24 protein-coding genes are annotated in these 26,258 nt (G+C 35.5%); 16 read left to right on the plus strand and 8 right to left on the minus strand.

Annotated features, from left to right (window positions below):
- Nucleotides 1–97: 97 nt before the first annotated feature.
- Genes SJY30_RS12460 through SJY30_RS12475 form a run of 4 tightly spaced genes read left to right on the plus strand, consistent with a single transcriptional unit; the run spans nt 98 to nt 6,824 of the window.
- On the plus strand, nt 98–754 hold the full coding sequence (locus SJY30_RS12460; protein WP_396632502.1) for a TetR/AcrR family transcriptional regulator: 657 nt from the start codon (nt 98–100) through the stop codon (nt 752–754).
- Nucleotides 755–2,122: a TolC family protein gene (locus tag SJY30_RS12465; RefSeq protein ID WP_396632503.1), complete on the plus strand. Its 1,368-nt coding sequence runs from the start codon at nt 755–757 to the stop codon at nt 2,120–2,122.
- 25 nt (nt 2,123–2,147) lie between these two features.
- Entirely contained in the window at nt 2,148–3,314 is a 1,167-nt protein-coding gene (locus tag SJY30_RS12470) for an efflux RND transporter periplasmic adaptor subunit (protein ID WP_396632504.1), read from the plus strand.
- Between the two features lie 6 nt (nt 3,315–3,320).
- Nucleotides 3,321–6,824, plus strand: coding sequence for an efflux RND transporter permease subunit (locus tag SJY30_RS12475; RefSeq protein WP_396632505.1), 3,504 nt, complete (start codon nt 3,321–3,323; stop codon nt 6,822–6,824).
- A gap of 72 nt (nt 6,825–6,896) precedes the next feature.
- Here the strand turns inward: SJY30_RS12475 and SJY30_RS12480 are convergent, their stop codons facing one another.
- Nucleotides 6,897–7,244: a toxin-antitoxin system YwqK family antitoxin gene (locus SJY30_RS12480; RefSeq protein WP_396632506.1), complete on the minus strand. Its 348-nt coding sequence runs from the start codon at nt 7,242–7,244 to the stop codon at nt 6,897–6,899.
- Nucleotides 7,245–7,502: 258 nt separating this feature from the next.
- Here SJY30_RS12480 and aspS point away from each other — a divergent pair, with 258 nt between their 5' ends.
- The 6 genes from aspS to SJY30_RS12510 all read left to right on the plus strand — a co-directional run bounded on the left by aspS (nt 7,503) and on the right by SJY30_RS12510 (nt 13,120).
- Nucleotides 7,503–9,257 carry an aspartate--tRNA ligase gene (aspS, locus tag SJY30_RS12485; protein WP_396632507.1) on the plus strand — a complete coding sequence of 585 codons (1,755 nt, stop codon included), beginning with the start codon at nt 7,503–7,505 and terminating at the stop codon, nt 9,255–9,257.
- 128 nt (nt 9,258–9,385) lie between these two features.
- Nucleotides 9,386–9,934, plus strand: a complete 549-nt coding sequence (locus SJY30_RS12490; protein WP_396632508.1) for a hypothetical protein — start codon at nt 9,386–9,388, stop codon at nt 9,932–9,934.
- Complete coding sequence (locus SJY30_RS12495) at nt 9,906–10,733, plus strand: tetratricopeptide repeat protein (protein WP_396632509.1); 828 nt, start codon at nt 9,906–9,908, stop codon at nt 10,731–10,733. Before SJY30_RS12490 ends, SJY30_RS12495 begins: the two co-directional genes overlap by 29 nt.
- A gap of 35 nt (nt 10,734–10,768) precedes the next feature.
- Entirely contained in the window at nt 10,769–12,553 is a 1,785-nt protein-coding gene (locus SJY30_RS12500) for a chloride channel protein (protein WP_396632510.1), read from the plus strand.
- Nucleotides 12,554–12,591: 38 nt separating this feature from the next.
- Nucleotides 12,592–12,858: a hypothetical protein gene (locus SJY30_RS12505; protein ID WP_396632511.1), complete on the plus strand. Its 267-nt coding sequence runs from the start codon at nt 12,592–12,594 to the stop codon at nt 12,856–12,858.
- A 70-nt stretch (nt 12,859–12,928) separates the two neighbouring features.
- Entirely contained in the window at nt 12,929–13,120 is a 192-nt protein-coding gene (locus SJY30_RS12510; RefSeq protein WP_027065298.1) for a cold-shock protein, read from the plus strand.
- Between the two features lie 61 nt (nt 13,121–13,181).
- Here SJY30_RS12510 and SJY30_RS12515 read toward each other — a convergent pair whose 3' ends face one another.
- Nucleotides 13,182–13,625 (minus strand): nucleoside deaminase, encoded by a 444-nt coding sequence (locus SJY30_RS12515; protein WP_396632512.1) that lies wholly within the window; start codon nt 13,623–13,625, stop codon nt 13,182–13,184.
- A gap of 63 nt (nt 13,626–13,688) precedes the next feature.
- On the opposite strand from SJY30_RS12515, the gene dxs reads away from it, so the two are divergent.
- Both dxs and SJY30_RS12525 read left to right on the plus strand, forming a co-directional pair.
- Nucleotides 13,689–15,455: a 1-deoxy-D-xylulose-5-phosphate synthase gene (dxs, locus tag SJY30_RS12520; RefSeq protein WP_396632513.1), complete on the plus strand. Its 1,767-nt coding sequence runs from the start codon at nt 13,689–13,691 to the stop codon at nt 15,453–15,455.
- Nucleotides 15,456–15,461: 6 nt separating this feature from the next.
- Nucleotides 15,462–16,580 carry a DUF3078 domain-containing protein gene (locus SJY30_RS12525; RefSeq protein ID WP_396632514.1) on the plus strand — a complete coding sequence of 373 codons (1,119 nt, stop codon included), beginning with the start codon at nt 15,462–15,464 and terminating at the stop codon, nt 16,578–16,580.
- On the opposite strand, the gene SJY30_RS12530 is transcribed toward SJY30_RS12525, so the two are convergent.
- Nucleotides 16,577–17,920 (minus strand): deoxyguanosinetriphosphate triphosphohydrolase, encoded by a 1,344-nt coding sequence (locus SJY30_RS12530; protein WP_396632515.1) that lies wholly within the window; start codon nt 17,918–17,920, stop codon nt 16,577–16,579. The two genes, SJY30_RS12525 and SJY30_RS12530, sit on opposite strands and share 4 nt — an antisense overlap.
- 173 nt (nt 17,921–18,093) lie before the next feature.
- Between SJY30_RS12530 and SJY30_RS12535 the strand changes: the two genes are divergently transcribed.
- The 4 genes from SJY30_RS12535 to SJY30_RS12550 all read left to right on the plus strand — a co-directional run bounded on the left by SJY30_RS12535 (nt 18,094) and on the right by SJY30_RS12550 (nt 22,519).
- The gene (locus SJY30_RS12535; protein ID WP_396632516.1) at nt 18,094–18,492 is read left to right on the plus strand and encodes a carboxypeptidase-like regulatory domain-containing protein; all 399 of its coding nucleotides are present in this window, start codon (nt 18,094–18,096) and stop codon (nt 18,490–18,492) included.
- Between the two features lie 230 nt (nt 18,493–18,722).
- Complete coding sequence (locus SJY30_RS12540; protein WP_396632517.1) at nt 18,723–20,990, plus strand: anion permease; 2,268 nt, start codon at nt 18,723–18,725, stop codon at nt 20,988–20,990.
- A gap of 28 nt (nt 20,991–21,018) precedes the next feature.
- Nucleotides 21,019–21,738 (plus strand): DUF6503 family protein, encoded by a 720-nt coding sequence (locus SJY30_RS12545; RefSeq protein ID WP_396632518.1) that lies wholly within the window; start codon nt 21,019–21,021, stop codon nt 21,736–21,738.
- 61 nt (nt 21,739–21,799) lie between these two features.
- Nucleotides 21,800–22,519 (plus strand): hypothetical protein, encoded by a 720-nt coding sequence (locus SJY30_RS12550; protein ID WP_396632519.1) that lies wholly within the window; start codon nt 21,800–21,802, stop codon nt 22,517–22,519.
- A 21-nt stretch (nt 22,520–22,540) separates the two neighbouring features.
- On the opposite strand, the gene nadD is transcribed toward SJY30_RS12550, so the two are convergent.
- From nadD to SJY30_RS12575, 5 genes are all read right to left on the minus strand, one after another.
- Entirely contained in the window at nt 22,541–23,125 is a 585-nt protein-coding gene (gene nadD, locus SJY30_RS12555; RefSeq protein WP_396632520.1) for a nicotinate (nicotinamide) nucleotide adenylyltransferase, read from the minus strand.
- A 6-nt stretch (nt 23,126–23,131) separates the two neighbouring features.
- Nucleotides 23,132–23,713 (minus strand): guanylate kinase, encoded by a 582-nt coding sequence (gene gmk / locus SJY30_RS12560; RefSeq protein WP_036151271.1) that lies wholly within the window; start codon nt 23,711–23,713, stop codon nt 23,132–23,134.
- A complete protein-coding gene (locus SJY30_RS12565; protein ID WP_396632521.1) occupies nt 23,714–24,571 on the minus strand; it encodes a YicC/YloC family endoribonuclease in 858 nt (285 codons plus the stop codon).
- A gap of 133 nt (nt 24,572–24,704) precedes the next feature.
- Entirely contained in the window at nt 24,705–25,526 is an 822-nt protein-coding gene (locus SJY30_RS12570) for a DUF1080 domain-containing protein (RefSeq protein WP_396632522.1), read from the minus strand.
- 12 nt (nt 25,527–25,538) lie between these two features.
- On the minus strand, nt 25,539–26,237 hold the full coding sequence (locus tag SJY30_RS12575) for a DUF1080 domain-containing protein (protein ID WP_396632523.1): 699 nt from the start codon (nt 26,235–26,237) through the stop codon (nt 25,539–25,541).
- Between the last annotated feature and the right edge of the window lie 21 nt (nt 26,238–26,258).

A 26,258-nucleotide genomic window follows, 5' to 3' on the forward strand; every position in this document is an offset into this window, starting at 1 on the left:
TTTCTCTATTTCTACCCAACAGACACATAAAATACTAGAAATCAATTAGTAACATATTGTTAAATAACTACGTCTAAGATTAATAAATTGTAAAACTTTGGAAACTTTACAAGTTTCTAAAGTTTCCTGCACTATATTTGCCACCGTTATGAAGGAAAAAATACGGGATACGGCATCAAAGCTATTCTTAGAGCATGGTTTTAAAAGCATTACCATGGATGACATTGCTAATGAAATAGGCATGTCTAAAAAAACAATTTATAGTGAATACAGTAACAAGACCGCTTTAGTTGAAGATTGTGTTATGAATAAGTTTTGCCATTTAAGTGATGGCATAGATGTTATTATAGCGATGAACAAAAATGCGATCGAAGAACTATATGAGATTAAAAAATATGTAATGTCTCATTTAAATAATGAAAAAAGTTCTCCTCAATATCAATTGATGAAGTACTATCCAAAAATACACAAAAACCTTAAAGACCAGCAGTTCAATAAAATGCACGGTTGTGTATTGTTGAATGTGCAACAAGGTCTTGAACAAGGTTTATTTAGAGATAATATTGATCCCGAATTCGTTGCCAGAATATATTTTACCGGTATGAGCAGTATAAAAGATCAGAATGTATTTCCTATAAATCGTTTTCCAATAGCACATTTAATGGATTCATTTTTAGAATATCACCTTAGAGGAATAGTCACCCCAAAAGGAAAAGCAATTTTAAACAACATCATCAATTCAAATCAAGAATAAATGCGAAATCAACTAGTAATCTTAATCACAATACTAAGTATAAGCTTAGGGTTTTCACAAGAGCAAAACTATTCCTTCACTTTAGACGAGGCCATAGATTTTGCTTTGGAAAATAACTATTCCGCGATAAACGCCAATAGAGATATTATAGACGCCCAAAAGCAAAAATGGGAAACTATAGCAGGTGGGTTGCCACAAATAAATGGATCTGTAGGGTACTCTAATCAAATAAAACAAGCAGAATCATTATTCCCATCAATCTTAATTCCCGAAGCTTTTATACCTGCCGAGATTGTTCAAGGTCCAGATGTTTTTATACCTATAATCTTTTCCTTACCACAATCCATGACAGCTACTGCTACCTTAACACAACAAATTTTTGATGGTTCGTACATTGTAGGTGTACAAGCAACAAAAGCTTTTTTAAGTTATAGCGACAACAACAAAGAGAAAACCGATTTAGATGTCAGAAAGCAGGTAGTTGAAGCATACGGCAATGTACTTCTAGCTGAAGAGAGCGTAAAAATATTGGAGAAGAATAAAGAAACGCTTGAAAAGACACTTTTTGAAACCTCAAAATTGTTTGAAAACGGATTAGGAGATGAAGAAAGTGTTGATCAGTTACAGATTACCTTATCGTCTATAGAAAATCAGTTGCAAAACACCCTTAGACTTAAGGAAATTACTTTACAAATGCTAAATGTAAGTATGGGGCTAGATCTTAACGCACCAACTCAACTGCAAGAAAAACTAGAAGATTTAACGATGTCAAAAATGGATTTAGGTATTCTAACTACCGATTTTAATATTGAAGACAACGTAGATTACAAACTAGCGGAGAATTTAAACGAACAACGCTTTTTTGAATGGAAATTGGCGAGAAGTCGTGCGTTACCAACGCTAAATGCATACGTCAACTACGGTAGTTCTGCCTACTCAGAAAGCTTTGATTTTTTTAGTGGAGATCAAGAGTGGTTTGATTCTTCCATTTTAGGTTTAGACCTCAATATTCCAATTTTTAGTTCTCTAAAAAGAAGTGCCAGTACACAACGTGCTAAAATTGCTTTAGAAAAAGCAAAAACGCAGTTAACAGAGGCAGAACAACAGATTAGATTACAATTAGAAAATGCAAAGAATAACTACACATTAGCAATTGATAATTATGAAACTGCCAAACAAAACCTAATGCTATCTGAACGTATTGAAAATAAAAACCAAATAAAATATAAAGAAGGTTTAGCCACCAGTTTTGAGTTAAGACAGGCTCAAACCCAATTATACACCACCCAACAAGAATTCTTGCAATCTATGGTTGAGGTTATAAATAAAAAAACCGAGTTGGAAATCATCATAAATACAAAAGACTAAATAATCAATCATTAAAAATACAATCATGAAGAAAATACTAATTTTATTAACTGCAACCATAGGCATTTACTCATGTGGTGACGGCGAACAGTCGGTAGCGGATATTATAGCCCAACAAGATTTGGAAGCTATAAGAGCAAAGAAAAATGAAATTACAGCTCAGCAAAAAGTTATCGATGCCCAACTTAAATCATTGGATTCCGCTATCGGTATTTTAGGTAATGAGGAAAAATTACCTTTGGTAAATACCTTAACCGCTAAAAAAGAAGTATTTAATCACTTTTTAGAATTACAGGGCGATGTTTCTACCAAACAAAATGTATTGATATATCCAGAAATGGCAGGTACACTACAAAGGGTCTATGTTAAAGAAGGTGCTAAAGTTTCTAGAGGTCAGGTACTGGCTACTATTGATGATGGTGGCATGTCAAGCCAATTAAGCCAACTGAAATCTCAGGCCGCACTGGCTAAAACTACTTTTGAACGTCAAGAGCGTTTATGGAATCAGAATATCGGTTCAGAAATCCAATTCTTACAGGCTAAAACCAATTATGAAGCTGCTGAAAATATGGTATCTCAGGCACAGAGTCAATTAGGAAAATCTACTATTAGAGCTCCGTTCTCCGGTATCATTGATAATGTAATAAAAGATCAAGGTACAGTGGTTGCTCCAGGTCCAGGTTCTGAGGTTTTTCGTATTGTAAACCTATCAGACATGTATATTGAAGTAGAGGTACCGGAATCTTATATTGGCAATGTAACCAAAGGAAAAGAAGCATTGGTATATTTTCCTGTATTAGGCGATAGCATTGTTACCAAAATTAGAGAGACAGGTAATTTCATCAATCCTTCAAACCGTTCTTTTGAAGCTGAAATTCCCGTACCTAACAAAGATGGTAGAATAAAACCTAATTTAACTGCAAAGGTTGCTATAAATGACTACACCAGTGAAGAAGCTATATTAATACCAACTAGTATAATTTCGGAAAATGCAGACGGCGAGCAGTATGTATACGTAGCGGAAGAGCCTAATGCTGATGGAGAAGCTCTAGTAAAAAGAAGTGTTATCACAACTGGTAAAACCCAAGGTGCAAATATTGAAGTGTTATTTGGTTTAGCAGATGGTAATGAAATAATAAAAGAAGGAGCCAGAAGCGTTAAGGATGGTCAAAAAGTAAAAATCAAAAAATAAATATCGATGAGCAAAGTACAAAAGAACGCCGATAAGGAATTCGGTATATCGTCTTGGGCCATTGATAACCCTTCGGTTATTTATGTCATGATAGCCATTTTTCTTTGGTTGGGATTTAGTGCCTATATGGCCATGCCTAGAGAAGATTTTCCAGAAATCATAGAAACCAAGATCTACATTAGTACACCATACCCTGGCAATACCGCTGAAGATATTGAAAAACTGATTACGGATCCTTTAGAAGATAGGTTAAAGAACATTAGTAATGTTGTAGAAATTACCTCAACATCACAAGAAGATTATGCGATTTTAACCATAGAATTTGACGAGGACATTACCGTTGAGCAAGCTAAGCAAAAGGTAAAAGATGAGGTAGACAGTGAAAAAGCGAGTGAAGACTGGCCAACTTTTAATGGTGCCAAAGTAGAACCAAATGTATTTGACCTTAACTTCTCTGAAGAAGTGCCCATTATGAATATCAACTTTACAGGTGATTATCCTGTAGAGAAATTAAAGGAATTTGCAGAATACCTACAAGATGAAGTAGAAGATCTACAAGAAATTAAACAAGCAGACATTCGTGGCGCACAAGATTTAGAGGTGGAAGTTGGTGTTGACATCTACAAAATGATGGCGGCAAAAATTAGCTTTCAAGATGTTATCAGCGCTATAAGCAATGGTAACATGACCATGTCTGCCGGTAATTTGAAAACTGTTGGACAAAGACGTACCATTCGTATTTTAGGTGAGGTAGAGGATCCTAAAGAACTAAACAACTTTGTGGTCAAATCTGAGAACGGTGCCGTATACTTAAAAGATATTGCGACGATTAACTTTCAGGCAAAAGACAAAACGACCTATGCTCGTGAATTTGGTGAAAACGTAGTAATGCTCGATGTTAAGAAGAGAGCGGGTAGAAACTCCATTTCTGCTGCCGATAAAATAAAAGCATTGGTAAAGAAAGAAAAAGCCGATTACTTTCCGCCAGATTTGAATATCTCTATTGCCAATGACTCTTCTACGCGTACATTGAACCAAGTTGATGATTTGGTAAACAATATCATCTTTGGTATTATACTCGTAGTAACCGTTTTAATGTTTTTCTTAGGTTTTAGAAATGCATTATTCGTTGGTTTTGCAATACCGATGTCCATGTTCATGTCGTTTGTAATTCTATCATGGCTAGGTTACACACTGAACACTATGATTCTCTTCGGAATGATTATGGGGCTTGGTATGTTGGTCGACAATGGTATTGTAGTTGTTGAAAATGTATACCGATTAATGGACGAAGGCATGTCTAGAATAGAGGCCGCTAAAAAAGGTATTGGTGAAATTGCCTACCCAATTATTATATCGACAGCTACAACTGTGGCAGCGTTTGTTCCTTTAGGTCTTTGGCCCGGTATATTTGGGCAGTTTATGATCTACTTCCCTATTACACTATCCGTTGTATTGGGATCCTCATTATTTGTGGCCATATTCATGAATTCTATGTTGGTTTCCAAATTCATGAGCACCGATGAAAAAGAACTGACCTTAAAGCAATTAATTAGAATGAGTGCTATTTTAGTTGGTCTAGGAGCATTAATTTTAATTTTTGGTGGTGCAATGCGCGGCTTAGGCTCCGTATTGATCCTTACTGCAATCATGTTTTGGGCATACAAATATATCATTAAGAGATCTGCTATTAAATTCCAGAAGAATACAATGGCACGTTTTGAAAATTGGTATGAACGTCGTTTAAAGCACGCCTTAAGAGGTAGCAACGTATACTGGTATTTTGGTATTACATTCTTAATGCTAATCGGTGTATTCATGTTATTTGGTATGTCTGTTGGTAGTGGTAGAACTAAAATTGAATTCTTCCCAGATAACAAACCAAATGAAATCTATGTGTATGTAGAATACCCTGAGGGAACATCTATTGAGAAGACCAATGAGATTACCAAAGAGGTCGAGAATCAGGTGTACGCAATCATGGATGATGATATGTACAAGAATGAAAAGGGCGAAAACTTTATGATGGCATCTGCTGTATCTGTAGTAGGTGAAGGTGCCGGTAATCCGCTTACCGATGGTGGTTCATCTGCCGAAATGCCACATAAGGGTAAGGTAACCGTAAACTTTAGCGAGTATAAATATCGTAATGGTCTAAATACCGAGGATATTCGTGGTCGTGTGCAAGCTGCATTACAGGGTATTTATCCTGGTGTTGCCATATCGGTAGAGAAAGATGCTAATGGACCGCCAGCAGGTTTCCCAATTAACATTGAACTTGAGGGTAACGATTATGACGAACTGATCAATACTGCCGAAGACATTAAAAACTTCATCAATACTAAAAATATCGCTGGTATTGAAGAATTGAAAATAGATGTAAACAAGGGCAAACCAGCCATGCAAGTGATTGTAGATCGCCAAAAAGCGGGAGAATTAGGTGTTGCCGTTGGTCAAGTTGGTAACCAATTAAGACGCTCTATTTTTGGTGAAAAAGCAGGTGTTTACAAAGAGGATGGTGAAGATTATGATATCAACATCAGATTTAATGAAGATTTGAGGTACAACAAGAGCGCGTTATTCAATCAGAACATTATTTTTAGAGACCCTTCTAACGGACAAATAAAGGAAATTCCTATTTCTGCTGTAGCAACCGAAAAGAACACCTCTGGTTATAGTGCTATTAAACACCGTGATGGTAAAAGAGTTGTAACTATATATTCAGGATTAAAACCTGGTTTCACGGATGCCGGAGCTATTGTTGCCGAAATCCAAAATGAAATGAGAAGTTTTGACGGAACGCCCGCTACCGTTAAAATTGATTATACAGGTCAATTAGAAGAGCAAGCGAAACAACAAGCCTTCTTAGTAGGTGCTTTTTTCTCAGGATTAGGATTGATCATGCTTATTCTAATTTTCCAATTTGGTGGTATATCTAAACCATTGATTATTATGATTGCCATTTTCCTAAGCTTTATAGGTGTATTTGGAGGATTGATGATTACCGGATGGTCTTTCGTAATTATGATGACCATGATGGGTATTATATCATTAGCCGGTATTGTAGTTAATAACGGTGTGGTACTTCTAGATTATACCCAAATTCTAATAGATCGTAAAAAGGTACGTCTGGGTATAGAAGACAGCGATTTGTTAACCATGGATGATGCAACAGATTCTATGATCGTAGGTGGTAAGGCAAGATTACGACCGGTAATATTGACAGCCATAACAACAGTATTAGGATTGATTCCGTTGGCTATTGGTCTTAACATTGATTTCTTTGCCTTGTTCTCAGAATTTAACCCACATATCTATATTGGTGGTGACAATGTAATTTTTTGGGGACCATTGGCATGGACCGTAATCTTCGGTTTATTGGTTGCTACCTTCTTAACTCTAATCATTGTGCCTGTACTATTCAATATAGTATATCGTATAAAAGTCAAGATCAGCAGTTTTGGAAATAAGAGCAATGACCAAAACGAACAACTTGAAAGTGTAGCATAATCCACTTTAAGTTAATTGCATAAAAAAGCCCGTATCATAATTGATACGGGCTTTTTATTTGAGCTAGTTAGTTTATTTATTACTAACAACAGGATCTTTTGTGCTTGCTTTAGATACACTTGCAATTCTGTTGTTATCAAAATTTACTTCGCTTTGTACATTACCTTCCCAGAATAACCACTTACCGGTTCTAACACCGTTCTCATAGTTACCCATAGCAATTTTATCTCCTTTTTCATTGAACATTTTCCATTCACCTTCTAACTTCTCATTTAAAAAGTATCCTTCTTGAGACTTTTCTCCATTTGCGTGAAAGTAAGTGGCTTTTACTTTATCTCCTTCTTTTTCAAAAGTAGGATCAACTTGAGCATATGCTCCTAAAGACAATGCCATTACGGCTATAATTAAGATTTTTTTCATGATATATTTTTTTTGGGATTATTATTTTATAATACTCTAACGAGATAAAGATACAATTATTTTGCAATTAATCAATGTTTTGGTAACATTTACATAACATTAACTTTACATTAGAGACATATTAACCTGTTTATTAGGTGTTTAAAGTTAAATAGTGTCGATTATAACATAAACCGGTCATCCAATAAAACGTGCCTTTCATATAGACCTATAATGAAATAGACTTCTTAAATTTGCCCTTTCATTAAAGCACATGTTATGTATAGAAGCCATTCCTGCGGGGAATTAAGAGAATCACATATTGGCGAAACAGTTACCCTATCTGGGTGGGTTTCCAAAACAAGAGACAAAGGTTTTGTTGTTTGGGTAGATATACGTGATCGTTATGGTATTACACAACTAGTTCTTGATGAAGACCGTACTAATGCAGAACTTTTAGAGCAAGCTAGAAATCTAGGAAGAGAGTTTGTTATTCAAATTAAAGGTGAGGTTATTGAAAGAGCTTCCAAAAACGCAAACATCCCAACGGGTAATATTGAAGTTTTGGTATCTGAATTAACCATTTTAAACGAATCTAAGACTCCGCCGTTCACTATAGAGAACGAAACTGATGGTGGTGAAGACCTACGTATGAAATACAGGTATTTAGACATCCGTAGAAATCCTGTAAAAAACAACCTTATTTTTAGAAGTAAGGTTACCATGGAAGTTCGTAAATTTTTATCTGGCGAAGGCTTTATAGAAGTAGAGACTCCGTATTTAATAAAATCTACACCAGAAGGCGCTAGAGATTTCGTGGTACCAAGCCGTATGAACGAAGGACAGTTTTACGCCCTACCACAATCGCCACAAACCTTTAAGCAGTTGCTAATGGTAGGTGGTATGGATAAGTACTTTCAGATTGTAAAGTGTTTTAGAGATGAAGATTTACGTGCCGATAGACAGCCAGAGTTTACGCAGATAGATTGTGAAATGGCCTTTGTTGAGCAAGAAGATATACTTAACGTTTTCGAGAACTTGACCAAGTACCTTTTAAAAGAAGTGAATGGTGTTGAGATCGATTCTTTCCCGAGAATGACGTATGATGATGCTATGGCTAAATACGGTAACGATAAGCCAGATATTCGTTTTGGTATGGAGTTCGCTGAATTAAACGCTATTGCACAACATAAAGAATTTGGAGTTTTCAATTCATCTGAACTAGTAGTTGGTATTGCCGTACCAGGTGCTGCTTCTTATACTAGAAAAGAGTTAGATGCCTTGGTAAACTGGGTTAAGCGCCCACAAATTGGTGCTAACGGAATGGTTTACGTAAAATGCAATGAAGACGGAAGCTTTAAATCTACTGTTGATAAATTCTACGACCAAGACGATTTAACAAAATGGGCAGAAGCAACAGGCGCCAAACCAGGTGATCTTATATGCGTACTTTCCGGTGATGCCAATAAAACAAGAACACAGTTAAGTGCCTTACGTATGGAAATGGCTACTAGACTAGGATTAAGAAAACCAAACGAATTTGCGCCATTATGGGTAGTAGATTTCCCATTGTTGGAGCTTGATGAAGAAACTGGTCATTACCATGCCATGCACCACCCATTTACATCACCAAAACCAGGTCAGTTAGAATTACTGGATACTGACCCAGGTGCTGTTCGTGCAAATGCATATGATTTGGTATTGAACGGAAACGAAATAGGCGGTGGTTCTATTCGTATACATGATAAGGATATGCAAGCAACCATGTTTAAGCATTTAGGTTTCACACCTGAAGAAGCAAAAGCACAATTCGGTTTCTTAATGGATGCATTCCAATACGGTGCACCACCACATGGCGGACTAGCATTCGGTTTGGATAGACTTGTATCTATTTTAGGAGGACAAGAAACGATTAGAGATTTCATTGCCTTCCCTAAAAACAATAGCGGTAGAGATGTCATGATCGATGCCCCTGCCCCAATTGATAATGAGCAATTGAAAGAATTGAACTTGAAGTTGGATATTCAAGAATAAACCATCTTGACAAAGTGATAACAAAAAATCCCGCCTAGTGCGGGATTTTTTTTTGCTCTTTTCTTCAATTAGATACCTTACAAATCAACTACCACACTACGTAAGGTATTTTTTGTTAAATTCACTTTGTGAAAAAATGGGTAAAAGTTGTATTGTATAGTTTATTGGGCATAGTTCTAATCATAGGTGGTGCGGCCGGGTACTTTTACCTTAAGTTTAAAAAGGATTTCGACACTACTGACCAACCATATAAAAACTACATAGGTTATATAGACCCAGAAAAGGCGCTATTGAATGATACATATAACTTATGCAATAATGGTAAAATTTACCGCACTTACAATGGTGCTGGCTTAGACGCTTACAAAAATACCAAAAGGCAATTTAGAATAAACCTAGCAAAAAACTATTCTGGTGATTCGTTTACCGAATCTGGTTACATAAACTTTCGCTTTTTAGTGAATTGTGATGGAAACCCCGGCTGGTTTGAAATCGTTCAAATGAATTTAGACTTAGAGGAAAAAGAATTGAATTCAGAAATGGTAGATTCCCTTTTAACTTTTACCGCAATGCCAGAAAATTGGAAGACTCTAGAATTTAGGGAAGATCCTGGCAATTATTACATGTATATATCTTATCGAATAGAAAATGGAAAAGTGGTCGAAATTATTCCTTAGTGGCTTTACATTCTTGTTATTTATTTCCTGTGGAAAGAGTGACAACGTAAAAGACCCAAGAACCCTAGCCGAAGAAAGGTTTGAAGATGCTGCATTTTATATGCAAGGCTCAGTTGCTTTTCAAAATGGTATAGCTGAAGCTGTAGCTATAGACCCAACATATGAACCTGGGGTTTATGAACTATCGGTAGCCGACCTAAAACGTGGTTTACCACATAAATGGTTGCCTCAATATAATAAAGCAGTAACATTAAATCCTGAACAACGAATTCCATGGCGAGGTTATCTCTACTTGTGGTTCTACAGAGATTACGAAAAAGCCATTGCAGATTTTAACGCATCAGATACGCTAACTCCGTATTTAGATTATCCACAAGGACATAGTGTCGATTTTTGGCGTGGCATTGCATATTTAGGCGTAAAAGACTATGATAACTCCATTGCTTATTGGGACAAACATATTACCAAAGAAACCGAAGATTCGGGTGAAGATTGGGTAGAGCTAGAAGCTTTTCTTTACAGAGGGATAGCCTATTTTGAATCTGGCAATACAAAGAAAGCGAACGAGAATTTTGACAAAGTTATTCAGTACTTTACCAGCTCTGCAGATGCTAAATATTACAAAGCACAGCTATTATTAAATGAAGGAGATAAAAAGACAGCTTTAAACATGATTGAAGATGCCATTGTAGATTTCAACAACGGCTATTATAATAACAGAGGTTATGTAGAAACCCTACGCCAAATTTACCTCGAAGATTTAGAAGAGCTTAAATCAAAAATCATAGCCAGTAATTAAATACCTTTGACCCTTACTAATGTTATGGCCAAACCATGCCCATTCAAGCGAACAACCTTTTAAAGCGTATTTATAAGTGGAGATACAAGAACATCTCTCAAAAGACCTTTATATATATTTTAAGTGTTGTTGTGGGGCTTTTAGCTGGCTTGGCATCGGTTACCCTTAAAAACATAACCTACTTCATTGAAGCATCCCTTGAAAAAGGAATTATTTTCTCTAGCAATCAACTGTATTTCATCCTCCCTATTATCGGTCTTACTTTGGTATATCTTTATGTAAAATACATTCATAAAGAGAAACTTAATCATGCCGTATCTTCTATTCTGTTTTCTTTATCTAAAAACAAAGGACATATAGATGTAAAGCAAGTATACACCCAACTTATTATTGCTCCGTTAACCGTAGGTTTTGGTGGATCTGTAGGGTTGTTAGGACCTGCTGTTGCAACGGGCGCAGCTATAAGTTCAAACCTAGGACGCCTGTTTCATATCAATTCAAAAACTCGTTCCCTGTTAATTGCTTGCGCATCGGCAGGTGCTATATCCTCCATATTTCAATCGCCCATTGCGGCCATAATTTTCGCCGTAGAAGTATTTAGTATGGATCTTACCATGATATCCATGTTACCCTTATTACTAGCATCTATAAGCGGTGTGCTTACTTCCTACTTTTTTATGGGAAATGAGGTTTTATTAAACTTTTCCAATACAGAACCTTTTGAAATTAAAGACACCTTGTTCTATATTCTATTAGGGGTTGGTACTGCGGTAGCATCTATCTATTTTACAAAAATGTACTTTAGAATAGTAAACCTCTTTAAACCATTTAAAAGTCCTAAATACCGCCTTTTAGTTGGTGGTTTAGCTATAGGCATTATGCTATATATGATCCCGCCTTTATATGGTGAAGGGTTTTCCTTTATAAACTACTTGCTAATAGGTGATCACATTACTGCTTTAGGCAAAACTCCTTTTGATACCTACACAAACAACATCTGGATTGTAATTGCTCTATTAATAGGTATTACCATTTTTAAGGCTGTTGCCATGACCACTACACTTGCTGCGGGTGGTGCCGGTGGTATTTTTATCCCAACCATGGTAATGGGTAGTGCCTTAGGTAATGTAGTTGCCAAGATTATCAATAATTCTGGACTAGGGTTTTCAGTATCCGAGAGTAATTTTACGTTAATTGGTATGGCCGGTCTTATTGCCGGAGTACAACATGCCCCATTAACCGCTATTTTCTTAATTGCGGAAATCACTGGTGGTTATGCTCTATTTGTCCCTTTGATGATTACGGCATCTATATCATACCTTATCACTAAAAACACGGTAGATTATACTATTTACACCAGAGAGTTAGCTGAAAGTGGCGATTTATTGACCCATGATAAAGACCAGGCTGTTCTTACTCTAATGGACTTAGAATCTGTAATTGAAACTAATTTTAAAATTGTGCATCCAGAGATGACTTTGGGTGAAATGTTACATGATTCCGTTGCAAAATCTACCAGGAACATTTTTCCCGTAGTTGATGAAAATCAACGTTTTTTGGGCATTATTCTTTTAGATGATATTAGAGAATTTATGTTCGATACTAAACTGTATAACACGACAAAAGTAGAAACCTTTACTCATAAAGCCCCAGATCATATTTATTACGGGTTGGATAGTATGCAGATCGTAATGCAAAAATTTCAAGATAGTGGCGCGTGGAATTTACCCGTTGTTAAAAAGGGAAAATACATGGGTTTTGTATCTAAATCAAAATTATTGACCGCTTACAGAAGAGAATTGATACGTTTCACAAAATAAAAAGTAAATTTCTCAAATCTTTTAGAAAAAGAAACAACATGAAATACATTATCACCATTATAGTTTTAATCTCCATAGGACTAATCATTTATGGATTTAGCCTAGATGCTGGTCAAGAAGCATTATCGCATAGATTCATTGGTTCAGGCACTTTAGGACTGTTTTTATTGGCAATGCCACTTTTCTTGATAAAAGAAAGCAAGGGTAAAAAATTCAACGATTATATGCTAACAGATGAAAATGTGAGGAAAATGCAAGGAAAAAAGCCTAGAAACACTGATAATCAAGATACTCCGATAAAATAAACCCTCAATTTCCTACCAATCAACAGGAAAAAATATTAAATTAGAATGTTAATATTAAAATTTCAATACAATGATTGGTACCGTCAAATTTTACAATGAATCTAAAGGTTATGGATTTATAACCAATGAAGAAACTGGAAAAGATATTTTTGTTCATGCTACCGCTTTACACGGCACGGAAATTAGAGAAGGTGATAAAGTGAGCTACGAAGAGGAAGAAGGAAGAAAAGGTACAGTTGCAGGGCAAGTACAAGTACTATAAATTCCTTTCATGAAAAACTAGATAACCGCGCTATTGCGTGGTTTTTCGTTTATACTAAATCCTATTTTCTTTTCTTAGCAAAAAACTGAAGCAATAAACTTGCAGCTTCATCTTCTAAAACACCACCAGATATTTTAGTTTTAGGATGTAATGTAGTTCCCATAACTCCGCACCCACGTTGTTCATCTGTAGCACCATAAACGATTTTACCGATCTGGCTCCAATACAAAGCACCAGCACACATTTGGCATGGCTCTAAGGTTACATAAAGCGTACATTCCTTTAAATATTTTCCACTTAAAAAATTTGCGGCCGAAGTAATTGCCTGCATTTCTGCATGAGCCGTAACATCGTTTAATTTTTCAGTAAGATTATGTGCCCTAGCAATGATTCTATCTTGCACAACAATTACAGCACCTACAGGTACTTCGCCAGCTTCAAGGGCGTACTCTGCCTCTTGTAGCGCCTTTTTCATAAAATAAGTATCATCGTAAGGTAAAACCATAGGTTCAAAAATACGACAGTTTCATTTTTAAAAAAGTATTTTTGTCTTCATTATACCCACAGTTTGAAATCGATACTAGAACATATCAATTCACCCAACGACCTTAAATCTTTAAAAGAAAAAGATTTAGAACAATTGGCTGTTGAGTTACGTGAATTTATAATCGACATTGTTTCGGTTAAAGAAGGTCATTTAGGTGCTAGTTTAGGTGTTGTCGAATTGACAATAGCATTACACTATGTTTTTAATACGCCTACAGACAAGCTGATTTGGGATGTTGGACACCAAGCCTACGGTCATAAAATACTGACCGGTAGAAAAAATATTTTTAATACCAATAGACAATTAGGCGGCATAAGTGGCTTTCCAAAAATGGAAGAAAGCGGATATGATGCCTTTGGCACAGGGCATAGCTCCACTTCTATTTCCGCTCTGTTAGGCATGGCTTTAGCAGCCCAATTACAAGGTAAATTACAGAGACAACATATTGCCGTTATTGGAGATGCTTCTATAGCAAGCGGTATGGCTTTTGAAGGATTAAACCATGCCGGAGTTACCAAAGCGAATATTCTAGTGGTTCTCAATGACAATGCCATGGGGATAGACCCAAGTGTTGGTGCATTAAAAAAATACTTGACCAACGTAAAAACTGGCACTGCAAAAGAAGAGAATATTTTTGAGTGCCTTAATTTTAATTATACGGGTCCTATAGACGGTCATGACTTGCATGGTCTGGCAAAAGAACTAGAACGTTTAAAGCATATTGAAGGTCCTAAATTGCTACACGTAATCACCACGAAAGGAAAAGGGTTAAAAAAGGCAGAGGAGAATCAGGTTACCTATCATGCGCCCGGTAAGTTTAATAAGCAAACGGGTGAACTACAAAAGAAAACAAACGTTACCCAACCACCCAAGTTTCAAGATGTATTTGGTAAGACATTAGTTGAACTTGCCCAAAAGAATGAAAAAATAGTAGGTATAACTCCCGCTATGCCCACAGGTAGCTCTCTAAAATTTATGATGGAAGCTATACCCAACAGGGCTTTTGACGTTGGTATTGCAGAACAGCACGCAGTAACGTTGGCTGCAGGTATGGCTACTGACGGTTTGGTCGTATTCTGTAATATCTACTCTACATTTTTACAACGTGCCTATGATCAGGTTATACATGATGTAGCTATACAAAATTTACCAGTGATTTTCTGCTTGGATCGTGCAGGATTGGTGGGTGAAGACGGACCAACGCATCACGGTGTTTTTGATATTTCTTATTTAAGATGCATACCAAATCTAATTATATTTTCACCACTAAATGAAATTGAGCTACGCAATATAATGTATACCGCACAATTAGGTTTAGACCATCCTATTGCCATCAGGTATCCTCGTGGTAGAGGTAATTTAATAGATTGGCAAGCACCAATGGAAAAACTTACAATTGGAAAAGCAAAAGTTTTAAAAGAAGGAACCAAAATTGCCATTTTAAGTACAGGCCCAATAGGAAATATGGCATCAAATTTGCTGTCAGAATTGAATCAACATACAGCAATTGCACATTATGATTTTCCATTCATTAAACCACTGGACACTATTTTGTTAAAAGAAATCTTACAGAAATACGATTATATTGTTACGCTAGAAGATGGTTCAGCTGTTGGTGGATTTGGTAGCGCTGTATTAGAATTTGCAAATAATATTGGAATCCACAAAATAATTAAGATATTTGGCATTCCTGATTATTTCATTACCCACGGTGCGACCGAAAATCTGTATAAAATAGCAGGAATAGATCAGATGTCCGTAAAACAATATGTACAACAGTTTCTATAAAATATAATGGCTTCAAAATCGCTTAAAATCTTAATTCCGTTATTCCTGTTGGTAACCACGTTTTCATTTGGTCAAGACACCATACCGGCTCCAATTCTTGTAGATAGTGTTATCGTAGACAGTATAGCCATAGACACTATTGTTATAAGAAGAACGGTCGATAAAATCTATACTCCTAAAAAAGACGTAAACCTTCAAATACCCAATATAGATTTTAAAAAAACCAAGACCTTACAAAAAGGTTTTAAACGTTTTAGGGTACCTTCTTTCTGGGAAACGGAAAATAGCTTTGGTATCAACATAAGTGAAGTAGCCTTTGTAAACTGGAATGCTGGTGGTGACAATGCGATCAGTGGTCTTGGATTTTTAAAATTTGCGAGAAAGTATAAATTCAACAACTTTCAATGGGACAACAATTTAGAACTACGTTATGGTTTAAATGCTCAAGAAGGACGAAAACTTAGAAAAACCGAAGATGTAATTCGTTTAAGTTCCAACCTGGGTTTCAAAAAAGACAATGATAGTCGGTGGTTTTATTCGGTCCAATTAAACTTCAACACACAATTCTCTAACGGTTATAAATACCCTGATAGAGATACACCTATATCAAGGTTTATGGCGCCCGGCTATCTACTGTTTGGTGCGGGTACATCATATATTACGAAAGACGAGAAATTTAATCTTTACCTTTCGCCATTAACTCAAAAATCAACCTTTGTATTAGATCAAGATTTGGCAGACAATGGGGCTTTTGGTGTTCAAAAAGCTGTTTTAGATGCAGATGGTAATGTCATTACACCAGGTGAAAATCATTTATTGGAACTTGGTATCTTAATTACCAACAACTTTAATTATTCTATTGCAGATAATATTGAAATGAAAAGTAGACTGAACTTATATTCGGATTATATTAAAAGTTTTGGAAACGTTGATGTAGATTGGGAACTTACCTTTAACATGAAGGTCAATAAATTCATTAGCACCAGTTTAGGTACACAAATAATTTATGATGACGATATTCTGTTTGACGTTGTCAAAAACGATAATGGCACTATTGTAAATCCTGGTGTACCAAAAATTCAGTTCAAACAAGTACTAGGCGTGGGTGTTTTATACGCCTTCTAAAGAGTTTTTCCTTTAATCTTGTTGTGCATATGTACTGCAGCACTATCAGATAGACTTGCAACATAACAACAGGTATTCAAAACAATTTGATACAATGATACATTCGTATCTTGATAAAACCCGGGCAGCGTTCTTAAAATAAGTTTATGGTAATTAGAAGCTTTATTATTTTTCTTACCGATCAGAGCGTCGATATATACATCTAGAATATCGGAAATAATGGTATAACCAGCTATCTCTTTTTCTACCACTTCTTGAGATTGATATATTTTTTGAACACTTAAACTTATAATATCTTCAATTTGGGCTTTAAATTTACTTTTATCCAGTAAAGAGACTTCAAAAGAACCATTTAAAATACTTTCCTCGTTCTCGATAAATATAGAAACAGCATCTTGAATGAGTGTGTTTATGGCCAAGGCACGTAAGTAGCTTAGCCTATCTTCCATATATTCCAAAGAATTATACTTCTTGGTATTTATAGTGTCCTTAACCAGTTTTATTAAGTATTCTAGGGCATAATCTTCAGAAATTAGACCTAAATTAATACCATCTTCAAAATCGATAATGGTATAACAGATATCATCAGCAGCTTCCACCAAAAAAGTCAAAGGGTGTCTACTGTAAGAAATGGTACCATCAGTGCTTCGGCTTTGCAGACCTAAATCTTCGGCAACACTTTCAAAAATGTGCTTTTCACTTTGAAAAAATCCAAATTTTTTATCGCAGATATGATTCGTTGGTTTTTTAGGCAATGACTCCTTTGGGTATTTCATAAAAGCGCCCAGAGTAGCATAGCTTAAACGTAGACCGCCAGAAACTCCTGCCCTATCTTGGGTCAATAATCGAAATCCGTTGGCATTACCCTCAAAATCGATAATATCTTGGTATTCCACATCAGAAAGTAATGCTTTGAATTTTAATCCGTTTCCGGTTTTAAAATATTCTCCAATAGCTTTTTCACCACTATGACCAAAAGGCGGATTTCCTATATCATGCGCTAAAGCTGCGGCAGCCACAATACCGCCAAAATCATTGAATTGATATCCGTGAACCTCTTTTAAATATGGGTGTTTTTCAATTATTTTTTTCCCTGCCAGCCTACCTAAACTTCTACCAACCACAGAAACTTCAAGGCTATGTGTTAATCTTGTATGTACAAAATCGGTTTTTGAAAGCGGTATAACTTGGGTCTTATCTTGAAGACTTCTAAATGCAGAAGAAAATATTACGCGGTCATAATCAACATCGAATCCTAAGCGAGTTTCATCTTGCTCATTTCGTAACCTTTTATTCTTATCTCCTTGCCTTCTTAAAGAAAGTAATTGCTCCCAATTCATGTACATTATTTTAAAGTTCGCAAGATACGCCATTTGCTTATTTTGATGCAGCAAGTGCCAATTACAATAAAACATTAGGAATTAGAAACTTAACCTTTAAAACATATATTGGTAATTCTAACTTAACCTTAACTTAACCTTGGGTTGTTTTATTTGCAAAAGTTAATTTACCTATGAAAAAAATTTACATTTTATTCGTTTTAGTATGTTGCTCTTTGTCTTATGCACAAGAAAATAGTTCTATTAAAGGTAAAATTTTAGATGGCGAGTTTTACAATGAACCATTATTGATGGCTTCTATAAGTTTGGACAACGCCACTCTTTCTACCCAAACAAATTTTAGAGGCAATTTTGAATTTAACGATATAGCTGCCGGCACACATAATATCTTGGTCCAATTCGTGGGCTATGAGCCTATAAACCTAGAAATTAAGGTGAGAGAAGGAGAACAAGCTGAAATTTTAGAGACACTTTATGCAAAACGCATAACACTACCTACAACAGCAAAGGTTGGTTCTTCAACAGCATCTACCGTAAGTACCTTAAAATTAGCAGCTAACAAAACCAAATAATATTTTCAACCTCTTAGAATAAAACCCACCCCACTCTTCGGTTTTAGTCAAGTGATATAGATATTAAAACAAACATTCTTTTTCCAAAAGAATTTAGTATTTTCATCAACTAAATTTTGTTTTGACCTGGTATAACAAGTATTGCGAAGTATACGAAATTAACTTCATAACCTTATTTTAACCTTAATGATAATTTATAGTATCATTTTTGTTCCTTATTTAATTTTTTGATGGGCGAGAACATATATTTATTCATGATTATTGCGTTGGCTGTTTTAGCCATAACAGATTTAATTGTTGGTGTTAGTAATGACGCCGTCAATTTTTTGAATTCAGCAATAGGTTCAAAAGCAATTTCCTTTAAAACTATTATGCTAGTTGCCAGTGTCGGCATAGCCTTTGGTGCGGTATCATCTAGCGGAATGATGGAAGTAGCGAGAAAAGGAATCTTTAATCCGTCGGAGTTTGTCTTCGCAGAAATCATGATTGTCTTTATGGCCGTTATGATTACTGACATTCTCTTGCTAGATTTTTTCAATACTTTGGGAATGCCTACATCTACTACGGTTTCAATCGTTTTTGAATTATTAGGTGCCGCTGTTGCCATATCCTTAGTAAAAATTTATTCAGGAGATGGTAATTTTACACAACTTTCAAACTACATTAATACAGATAAGGCGACCGAAATCATATTAGGTATTTTACTATCTGTCGTCGTCGCTTTCACTATTGGCGCCATTGTTCAATTTATTACTAGAGTATTAATATCGTTCAAATTTAATGAGAAACCGAAATGGGTAGGTGCTATTTTTGGTGGTATGGCTATTACGGCAATTATATACTTTATACTTATTAAGGGTCTTAAAGGTACTTCTATCATTAGTCCTGAAGCATCTATGGTTATTTCCGATAATCCTGAATTATTTTCATTGGCGAATTTCATTATATGGTTTGCATTATCTTGGCTAGTAACGACTTTCATGAAATGGAACATTTATACCATTATCATTATTCTAGGTACGTTCGCCTTGGCAATGGCTTTTGCAGGTAATGATTTGGTAAACTTTATTGGAGTGCCTTTAGCTGCGTATGAATCGTTTTTGAGCTGGTCAAATTCAGGACAATTAGCTACCGATTACAACATGAAAGGTTTGGCGGTTGCGGTACAGACACCAACATACCTATTATTAGGTTCTGGTGCAATTATGGTAGTAACCTTATGGTTTTCTTCAAAAGCTAAAAATGTTGTAAAAACTAGTGTAGACCTATCTAGACAAGATGAAGGTGAAGAACGTTTTGAGCCAAATTACTTATCCAGACAAATAGTAAAATTTTCAATCAAGGCATCTGAAAATTTAAATAGTATTGTACCGGTATCATTACAAAAGAGAATTGACACCCAGTTCATAAAACCAACTTCATACGCTCAAAAAGCAAAGGCAAAAGACCAACCTGCATTTGACCTGATTAGAGCTTCTGTAAACTTGATGGTAGCAAGTGTACTAATTTCATTGGCAACATCATTAAAACTTCCATTATCCACTACATACGTAACTTTTATGGTGGCTATGGGTACATCTTTGGCAGATAGAGCCTGGGGTTCTGAAAGTGCCGTATATAGAGTTGCAGGTGTATTAAATGTTATTGGCGGATGGTTCTTTACCGCAATAGTAGCATTCGTAGCTGCAGCCACTATTGCCTACATTATTCACCTAGGCGGCATTTATGCAATTGGCGCATTATTAATTTTTGCAACTGTACTAATTGGCAAGAATTACCTTTCTCATACCAAGAAATTGAAAGAGACTAAAGAAGAAGAAATTTTAGAACGTGCAGAGAGCAGTTCTATTCAAGGGGTTATCGAAGAAAGTGCCAAGAACATTGCAAATGTTGTAAAAAGAGCGAATAAGATATACTCTAATTCTATTAACGGGTTAGCAAAACAAGACCTCAACTCGCTACATAAAAACAAAAAACAAGGCGCTAAACTGGCGAATGAAATTGAAGATCTTAGAAATCATACCTTCTATTTTATCAAGAATTTAGAAGAAGCTCATATTGGTGCAAGTAATTTCTACATTAATGCCATGGGGCATTTAACCGATATTTCTCAATCATTGGAATACATTGGTAAAGTAAGCCACAAGCATGTTAACAATAACCACAAGAAATTAAAATACAATCAAATAAAAGAGCTTAAACAAATTGATATAAAACTAGCGGAGATCTTAGACAATACTTACCATGCTTTTGAAGAAAGATCATTTGAAAAAATTGGTAATATTTTGAACAACAAGCAAGAATTATATGATTTGGTATCTCAAAAAATAAGCCTTCAAGTAGAGCGTACTAGATCAGAAGAATCTAGTCCTAAAAACACAACTTTGTATTTCACAATTTTGCTTGAGACAAAAGATTTAATGACTGCGACCATGAATCTTTTAGAACTGTATTACAAGGAGCATGATGCCGATGTTACGCCAGCTACTTTAGATTAAGAAACTATTTTACACTTAAACCGCACTTATGAAATATTTTTTGCTAATCATTTTTATGCTTTCTGGAGTTTTAAACCATGCTCAAGAAATGACTGGCAAAGAATTATTAGAACGCGCTATAGCATTTCATGACCCAGAGAACAACTGGTCCACTTTTAAAGGTAAAATGCTTATTGAGATGGAGAATCCAAAAAGCAGTATGCGCAGTACTGTGGTAGAAATGAAATTACCTAACAATTATTTTAAGACCACAGTAACAAAAGACAATTATGTTATTGAATCTGAACTGAATAATAACGACTGTACGTTAAAATTAAATGGTAGCACCTCTATTTTTCCTAAAATAAAGGATAGTTTGAATATTAGCTGTGATCGCGCTAAAATGATGAAAAACTACTACACTTATCTATACGGATTGCCAATGAAATTAAAGGATCCAGGCACCATTATAGATAACAAGGTCATCAAGAAAACCTTTAAAGGAAAAGAGTACCTAGTCTTAAAAGCTACATATGATGAAGAAGTAGGTAACGATACTTGGTACTTTTACTTCGACCCAAAGACATTTGCTATGGAAGTCTATCAATTCTTTCATGATGAAAGTAAAAACGATGGGGAGTACATTATGCTTTCAGAGCTAATTACCGTAAACGGAATCAAAATACCAAAAGTACGTAAGTGGTATTATAACAAAGGTGATGTGTTTCTTGCAACTGATGATCTTCGTAAAGCTAGTAGTATAGATTAGTATTAATATAATAAAAACACTTCTTTTCCAGTTATTTAATGAACCTTGACTCTATCTAGTTATGAAAAAGAATCATTTTATACTATTAGTACTGGTATTTGCCCTAATTGTCTTTGACATTGACCCTATGTATGCAGGTCCAGGGGGAACTGTGGTAAAAGCTATTTTTAAAACATGGTGGGGAAAAGTTCTAATGAGTATCATAGCCATTGTTCTATTTCCACTTACCATTTATGTATATCTCAGAGAATACTTTGCCATAAGAAAATGTAGAAAAGAGTTGTTGCAGTTAGGAAAAACAAACAAAGATTTTTCTTGGTTGACTTTAGATAAGAATGTACGTAATATATTTACTCGAGTATACACCGCTTGGAATAATCAAGATTTAAAAGAAGCATCAAGCTATATTAGTCATTGGTACTGGCAAAATCAACAATTGGTTCACTTAGATGAATGGAAAAAAGAAAACCTGAGAAATGTTTGTAAGGTAGATGGTATAAAATCGGTTAAACCATTATACCTTGAAATTTCTGAACATGAAAATCTTGAGGGTTCTAGAATCGCTTTTTTAATAACTGCAAATATTATGGACTATCTTAAAAACAACGATAACCACAAAATTGTAAAAGGCAGTAATAAATTTGATGATGAGGAGAAAATTTGGATTATGGAATACACCAATGGTAACTGGCTTTTAGACGATATTCAAGACGGTCAATTATCTCTCGCTTTCGCCAAAACCAAAAACGTTATTCCCTCCAATTTAATACCTGCGAGTTAATCTTATTAAAGTCATTATAAACTAGCGATAAAAATTCATTTCATCTATATACTTCCAAACTTCTGGAGGTAATAACGGTTTGATGTTTTTACCATTTTTATGCTCTTTACGTATAAATGTAGAGGAGATTTCCATAATTGGAGCGTTTACCCTATGAATCTTATCGTGCTCTTTAAATTGATGCTCAATTACCCCTTCAGATATTCTTGGGTAGACATACAAGTGATGGAGATCTAAAATAGCTTCATAGTTCTTCCATTTGTGAAGTCCTTTTAGATTGTCTTCACCCATAATCAACGAAAAATCATATCCTTCAGGATATTTTTCCTCCAAATGAACCAGGGTATTTATCGTGTAGTTTGGCTGCGGCAGGTTAAATTCTATATTACTAGGTTTTAGCTTATCATACTCCTTCGTTGCTTCATAGACCATTTCAAACCTTTGATGGTTATCCAAAAGCGTTTTCTTGACCTTAAACGGACTTTGAGGTGTTACTACGAACCAAATCTCATCTAAGTCTGAAAACTCGACCATATGGTTCGCTATAACCAAATGACCAATATGAATAGGGTTAAAGGTGCCAAAGTATAGTCCTACCTGTTTCATACTCACTTATTCTTTATCGTCCGAAACGAAAGATGCCACTAAATCCACTGCTTCCTTCAAGGCTACATCAAGATCATAATTCTTTATAACCTTATCAAATTGTGGTGCGGTTGCCAGTTCTACCGATGCCTTTGCGATACGCATATTTATTTTGTCTTCGCTTTCAGTACTTCTCTTTTTAAGTCTGATCTTAAGCTCGTCTACACTTGGCGGCTTCACAAAAACAGCTAAAGTCTGATCAGGAAACTTCTTTTTTATTCTTAAGCCACCAACAACATCAATATCAAATATTACGTTCTTGCCTTCTGCCCAAAGTCGTTCTACCTCACTTTTTAACGTACCGTAAAAATTATCTCGGTATACTTCTTCCCATTCCAAAAAATCATCATTCTTTATGTGATTTTTAAATTCGGAAACCGACATAAAATAATAATGTTCCTTATTCTTTTCTTTACCCCTTCTAGGGCGTGAAGTTGCAGATACCGAAAAAGCCAAATTCAATTCTGGCTGTGCCAATAGATGGCGTACAATGGTTGTTTTTCCACTACCTGATGGCGCAGAAAAAATGATTAGTTTTCCACCTTTCATCTATAGTACGTTTAACATTTGTTCTTTTATCTTCTCTAGTTCATCTTTCATTTGCACCACTAATTGTTGCATAGGGGCAAAATTTGCTTTAGAACCGATCGTATTGATCTCACGACCGATTTCTTGAGAAATGAATCCTAATTTTTTACCATTACTATCGTCTGACTGTAATGTTTTGCTGAAGTAGTCTAAATGATTTGCCAAACGAACTTTTTCTTCGGTAATATCATACTTCTCTAAATAGTAAATAAGTTCTTGTTCAAATCTATTTGCATCTACATCTGCTTTTATATCTTGAACTGCTTTTTCTAAACGCTCACGAATAGTAGCCTGCCTATCTGGATCAATACTTATAACCTCTTCCAACAATTTCTTTAAAGAAGCTATTCTATCCAGAAAATCTTTTTCCAAAACACTACCCTCTTCTGACCTGAACTCATTGATTTTTACCAAAGCCCCTTTTAACGCTTCTTTTATAGCCTCATATTCTGATTCGTCGATATCTACTTTATCCGTCTTCATAGCATCAGGAAAACGCAATGCCATTTCTAACAATCTAAGATCATCACCGTCTGCAATACTTTTCAACTGACCCATGTATTGTTTTACCGCTATTTCATTGACCTGAGTAGAAGTTTCGTTACCAGTTAGCTCAACGTAAAGATTAAAATCTACCTTACCGCGTAACAAAGAATTAGCAACCAACTTTCTTAGCTCCAATTCTTTTTCACGATAACTTGTGGGCATACGTGCATTTAAATCTATACTCTTACTATTAAGTGATTTTATTTCAACAGTAATTTTTTTGTTAGGTAGTTGAACTACATGCTTTCCAAAGCCGGTCATCGATTGAATCATAAATACATTTTAAGATTAAAACAAAGGTAAGGTAAATGAAAAATTTATTATGAATCTTCCCTCCCTACTTAAACAGTTAAGGAGCAAACAAAAGATATTCTTGTTTGCTCCTTAAATTATAACTGGTAAAATATTAAAGTTCTCTAACCCAAATATTTCTAAAACTAACACGACTATCGTCCCCATGGTCTTGTAACATTAAAGGTCCTTTACCATGAGCTGGATTTTTAGGCCAACCAATATAAGGCGTAGTTCCTTTAAGCTCTACATGGTCTTGAACTAAAATTCCGTTATGGATTACGGTAATATCTCCAGATTTTATCTTGCCACCATCAACATTAAATTCTGGTGCGTGATAAATGATATCATAGGTGTTCCACTCCCCCGTTGGCACGGAAGCCATTGCCAATGGTACATGTTGCTTATAAATAGAACCCACTTGCCCATTTACATAGGTGGCATTATCATTTTGATCTAGTATCTGCACTTCATATATACCGTTTAAAAATACACCACTATTCGCCCTGTTTTGAGCTTCTCTTTGCACAGGCAAAGGGGATTTCCACTCTATATGCAATTGTACATCGCCAAAGTTCTGCCTGGTCTGTATATTACCGGTTTTATCATTTACCGTCATACTACCATCTTTGTTCAAATGCCATTTAGCGGCAGTACTATCATTTGTACTGATCCAATTATCTAAGTTGGCACCATTAAAAAGAACAATGGCATCACTTGGTGCGTCACTAGTAGTTGCAGGTTTAACCACGGCAACCTTAGGCTCGTAAAATTCTGTTTCTTCGGGTGTAGTTGGTTCTTCACCCATGTATTCTTCATAAACGATTACACTATCCTTAACAGCCTCTAGCCCTCCATCAGTAGCTACCGTTACTTTTTCTTGACAAGATATTACTCCTAAAGAAGCAACTAATAATAATGAGTATTTATTTTTCATACGTAAATGCTGTTAAAGTCGTTTGATTTTTATATTTCTGAATGCCACCACATTTTGGTGATCTTGTAGTCCGATTTTTCCGGTGGTGTATTTTCCGAATCCGTCCCAATCCGCAAATTTAGATTTTGCTACCATAGCATCCCATTCTTCATTCGCTACAGGAAATGTTACCATTTCCGTACCATTTAAGGTAACACTACCTAAATGCATTTCATGATTAACGGTAATTACCATAGTATTCCATTCCCCAATTGGCTTAGTAACGTCTTTTGCTGGAGAAACCATGTCATACAAAGCACCCGCTTGGTGTGTTGTACCTGCTTTAGCATCTGGGTGCTTATCGTTATCCAATATTTGAATTTCTGGTCCGGTTTGATAACCAGTTCCAAATTTTTCGTCCTCACTAACGCCCCAAAATACACCGCTATTACCTGCTTCAGAAATTTTCCAATCTAATGTCAATACAAAATTGGTATACTCTTCTCTAGTAACTAAATCATGGTTTTCATTCTCTTCTCCTTCAGCCGGTGGGGTATATACCAAAGCATTACCTTCAATTTTCCAGGCATCACTAACTCCGTCGGTTTTAAACTCTTTCCACTTATCTAAAGACGTACCATCAAATAAAACTTCCCAATCATTTTCAACTACGGCAACTTCTTTAACTATTGCCGTTTTAGCTGTGTTCTTTTTCTCTTGTTTACAAGCCATGAAAACTAATAAAAAAAGCAA

The sequence above is a fragment of the Maribacter sp. R86514 genome, from assembly GCF_044597005.1.
GTDB lineage: Bacteria > Bacteroidota > Bacteroidia > Flavobacteriales > Flavobacteriaceae > Maribacter.

Excerpts from the sequence above, each read along its gene's own strand:
- SJY30_RS12465 (WP_396632503.1), top strand. The coding sequence starts at position 755 with ATGCGAAATCAACTAGTAATCTTAATCACAATACTAAGTATAAGCTTA.
- SJY30_RS12470 (WP_396632504.1), top strand. The coding sequence starts at position 2,148 with ATGAAGAAAATACTAATTTTATTAACTGCAACCATAGGCATTTACTCA.
- SJY30_RS12475 (WP_396632505.1), top strand. The coding sequence starts at position 3,321 with ATGAGCAAAGTACAAAAGAACGCCGATAAGGAATTCGGTATATCGTCT.
- SJY30_RS12480 (WP_396632506.1), bottom strand. The coding sequence starts at position 7,244 with ATGAAAAAAATCTTAATTATAGCCGTAATGGCATTGTCTTTAGGAGCA.
- aspS (WP_396632507.1), top strand. The coding sequence starts at position 7,503 with ATGTATAGAAGCCATTCCTGCGGGGAATTAAGAGAATCACATATTGGC.
- SJY30_RS12495 (WP_396632509.1), top strand. The coding sequence starts at position 9,906 with ATGGAAAAGTGGTCGAAATTATTCCTTAGTGGCTTTACATTCTTGTTA.
- SJY30_RS12500 (WP_396632510.1), top strand. The coding sequence starts at position 10,769 with ATGCCCATTCAAGCGAACAACCTTTTAAAGCGTATTTATAAGTGGAGA.
- SJY30_RS12505 (WP_396632511.1), top strand. The coding sequence starts at position 12,592 with ATGAAATACATTATCACCATTATAGTTTTAATCTCCATAGGACTAATC.
- SJY30_RS12510 (WP_027065298.1), top strand. The coding sequence starts at position 12,929 with ATGATTGGTACCGTCAAATTTTACAATGAATCTAAAGGTTATGGATTT.
- SJY30_RS12515 (WP_396632512.1), bottom strand. The coding sequence starts at position 13,625 with ATGGTTTTACCTTACGATGATACTTATTTTATGAAAAAGGCGCTACAA.
- SJY30_RS12525 (WP_396632514.1), top strand. The coding sequence starts at position 15,462 with ATGGCTTCAAAATCGCTTAAAATCTTAATTCCGTTATTCCTGTTGGTA.
- SJY30_RS12530 (WP_396632515.1), bottom strand. The coding sequence starts at position 17,920 with ATGAATTGGGAGCAATTACTTTCTTTAAGAAGGCAAGGAGATAAGAAT.
- SJY30_RS12535 (WP_396632516.1), top strand. The coding sequence starts at position 18,094 with ATGAAAAAAATTTACATTTTATTCGTTTTAGTATGTTGCTCTTTGTCT.
- SJY30_RS12540 (WP_396632517.1), top strand. The coding sequence starts at position 18,723 with ATGGGCGAGAACATATATTTATTCATGATTATTGCGTTGGCTGTTTTA.
- SJY30_RS12545 (WP_396632518.1), top strand. The coding sequence starts at position 21,019 with ATGAAATATTTTTTGCTAATCATTTTTATGCTTTCTGGAGTTTTAAAC.
- SJY30_RS12550 (WP_396632519.1), top strand. The coding sequence starts at position 21,800 with ATGAAAAAGAATCATTTTATACTATTAGTACTGGTATTTGCCCTAATT.
- nadD (WP_396632520.1), bottom strand. The coding sequence starts at position 23,125 with ATGAAACAGGTAGGACTATACTTTGGCACCTTTAACCCTATTCATATT.
- gmk (WP_036151271.1), bottom strand. The coding sequence starts at position 23,713 with ATGAAAGGTGGAAAACTAATCATTTTTTCTGCGCCATCAGGTAGTGGA.
- SJY30_RS12565 (WP_396632521.1), bottom strand. The coding sequence starts at position 24,571 with ATGATTCAATCGATGACCGGCTTTGGAAAGCATGTAGTTCAACTACCT.
- SJY30_RS12570 (WP_396632522.1), bottom strand. The coding sequence starts at position 25,526 with ATGAAAAATAAATACTCATTATTATTAGTTGCTTCTTTAGGAGTAATA.
- SJY30_RS12575 (WP_396632523.1), bottom strand. The coding sequence starts at position 26,237 with ATGGCTTGTAAACAAGAGAAAAAGAACACAGCTAAAACGGCAATAGTT.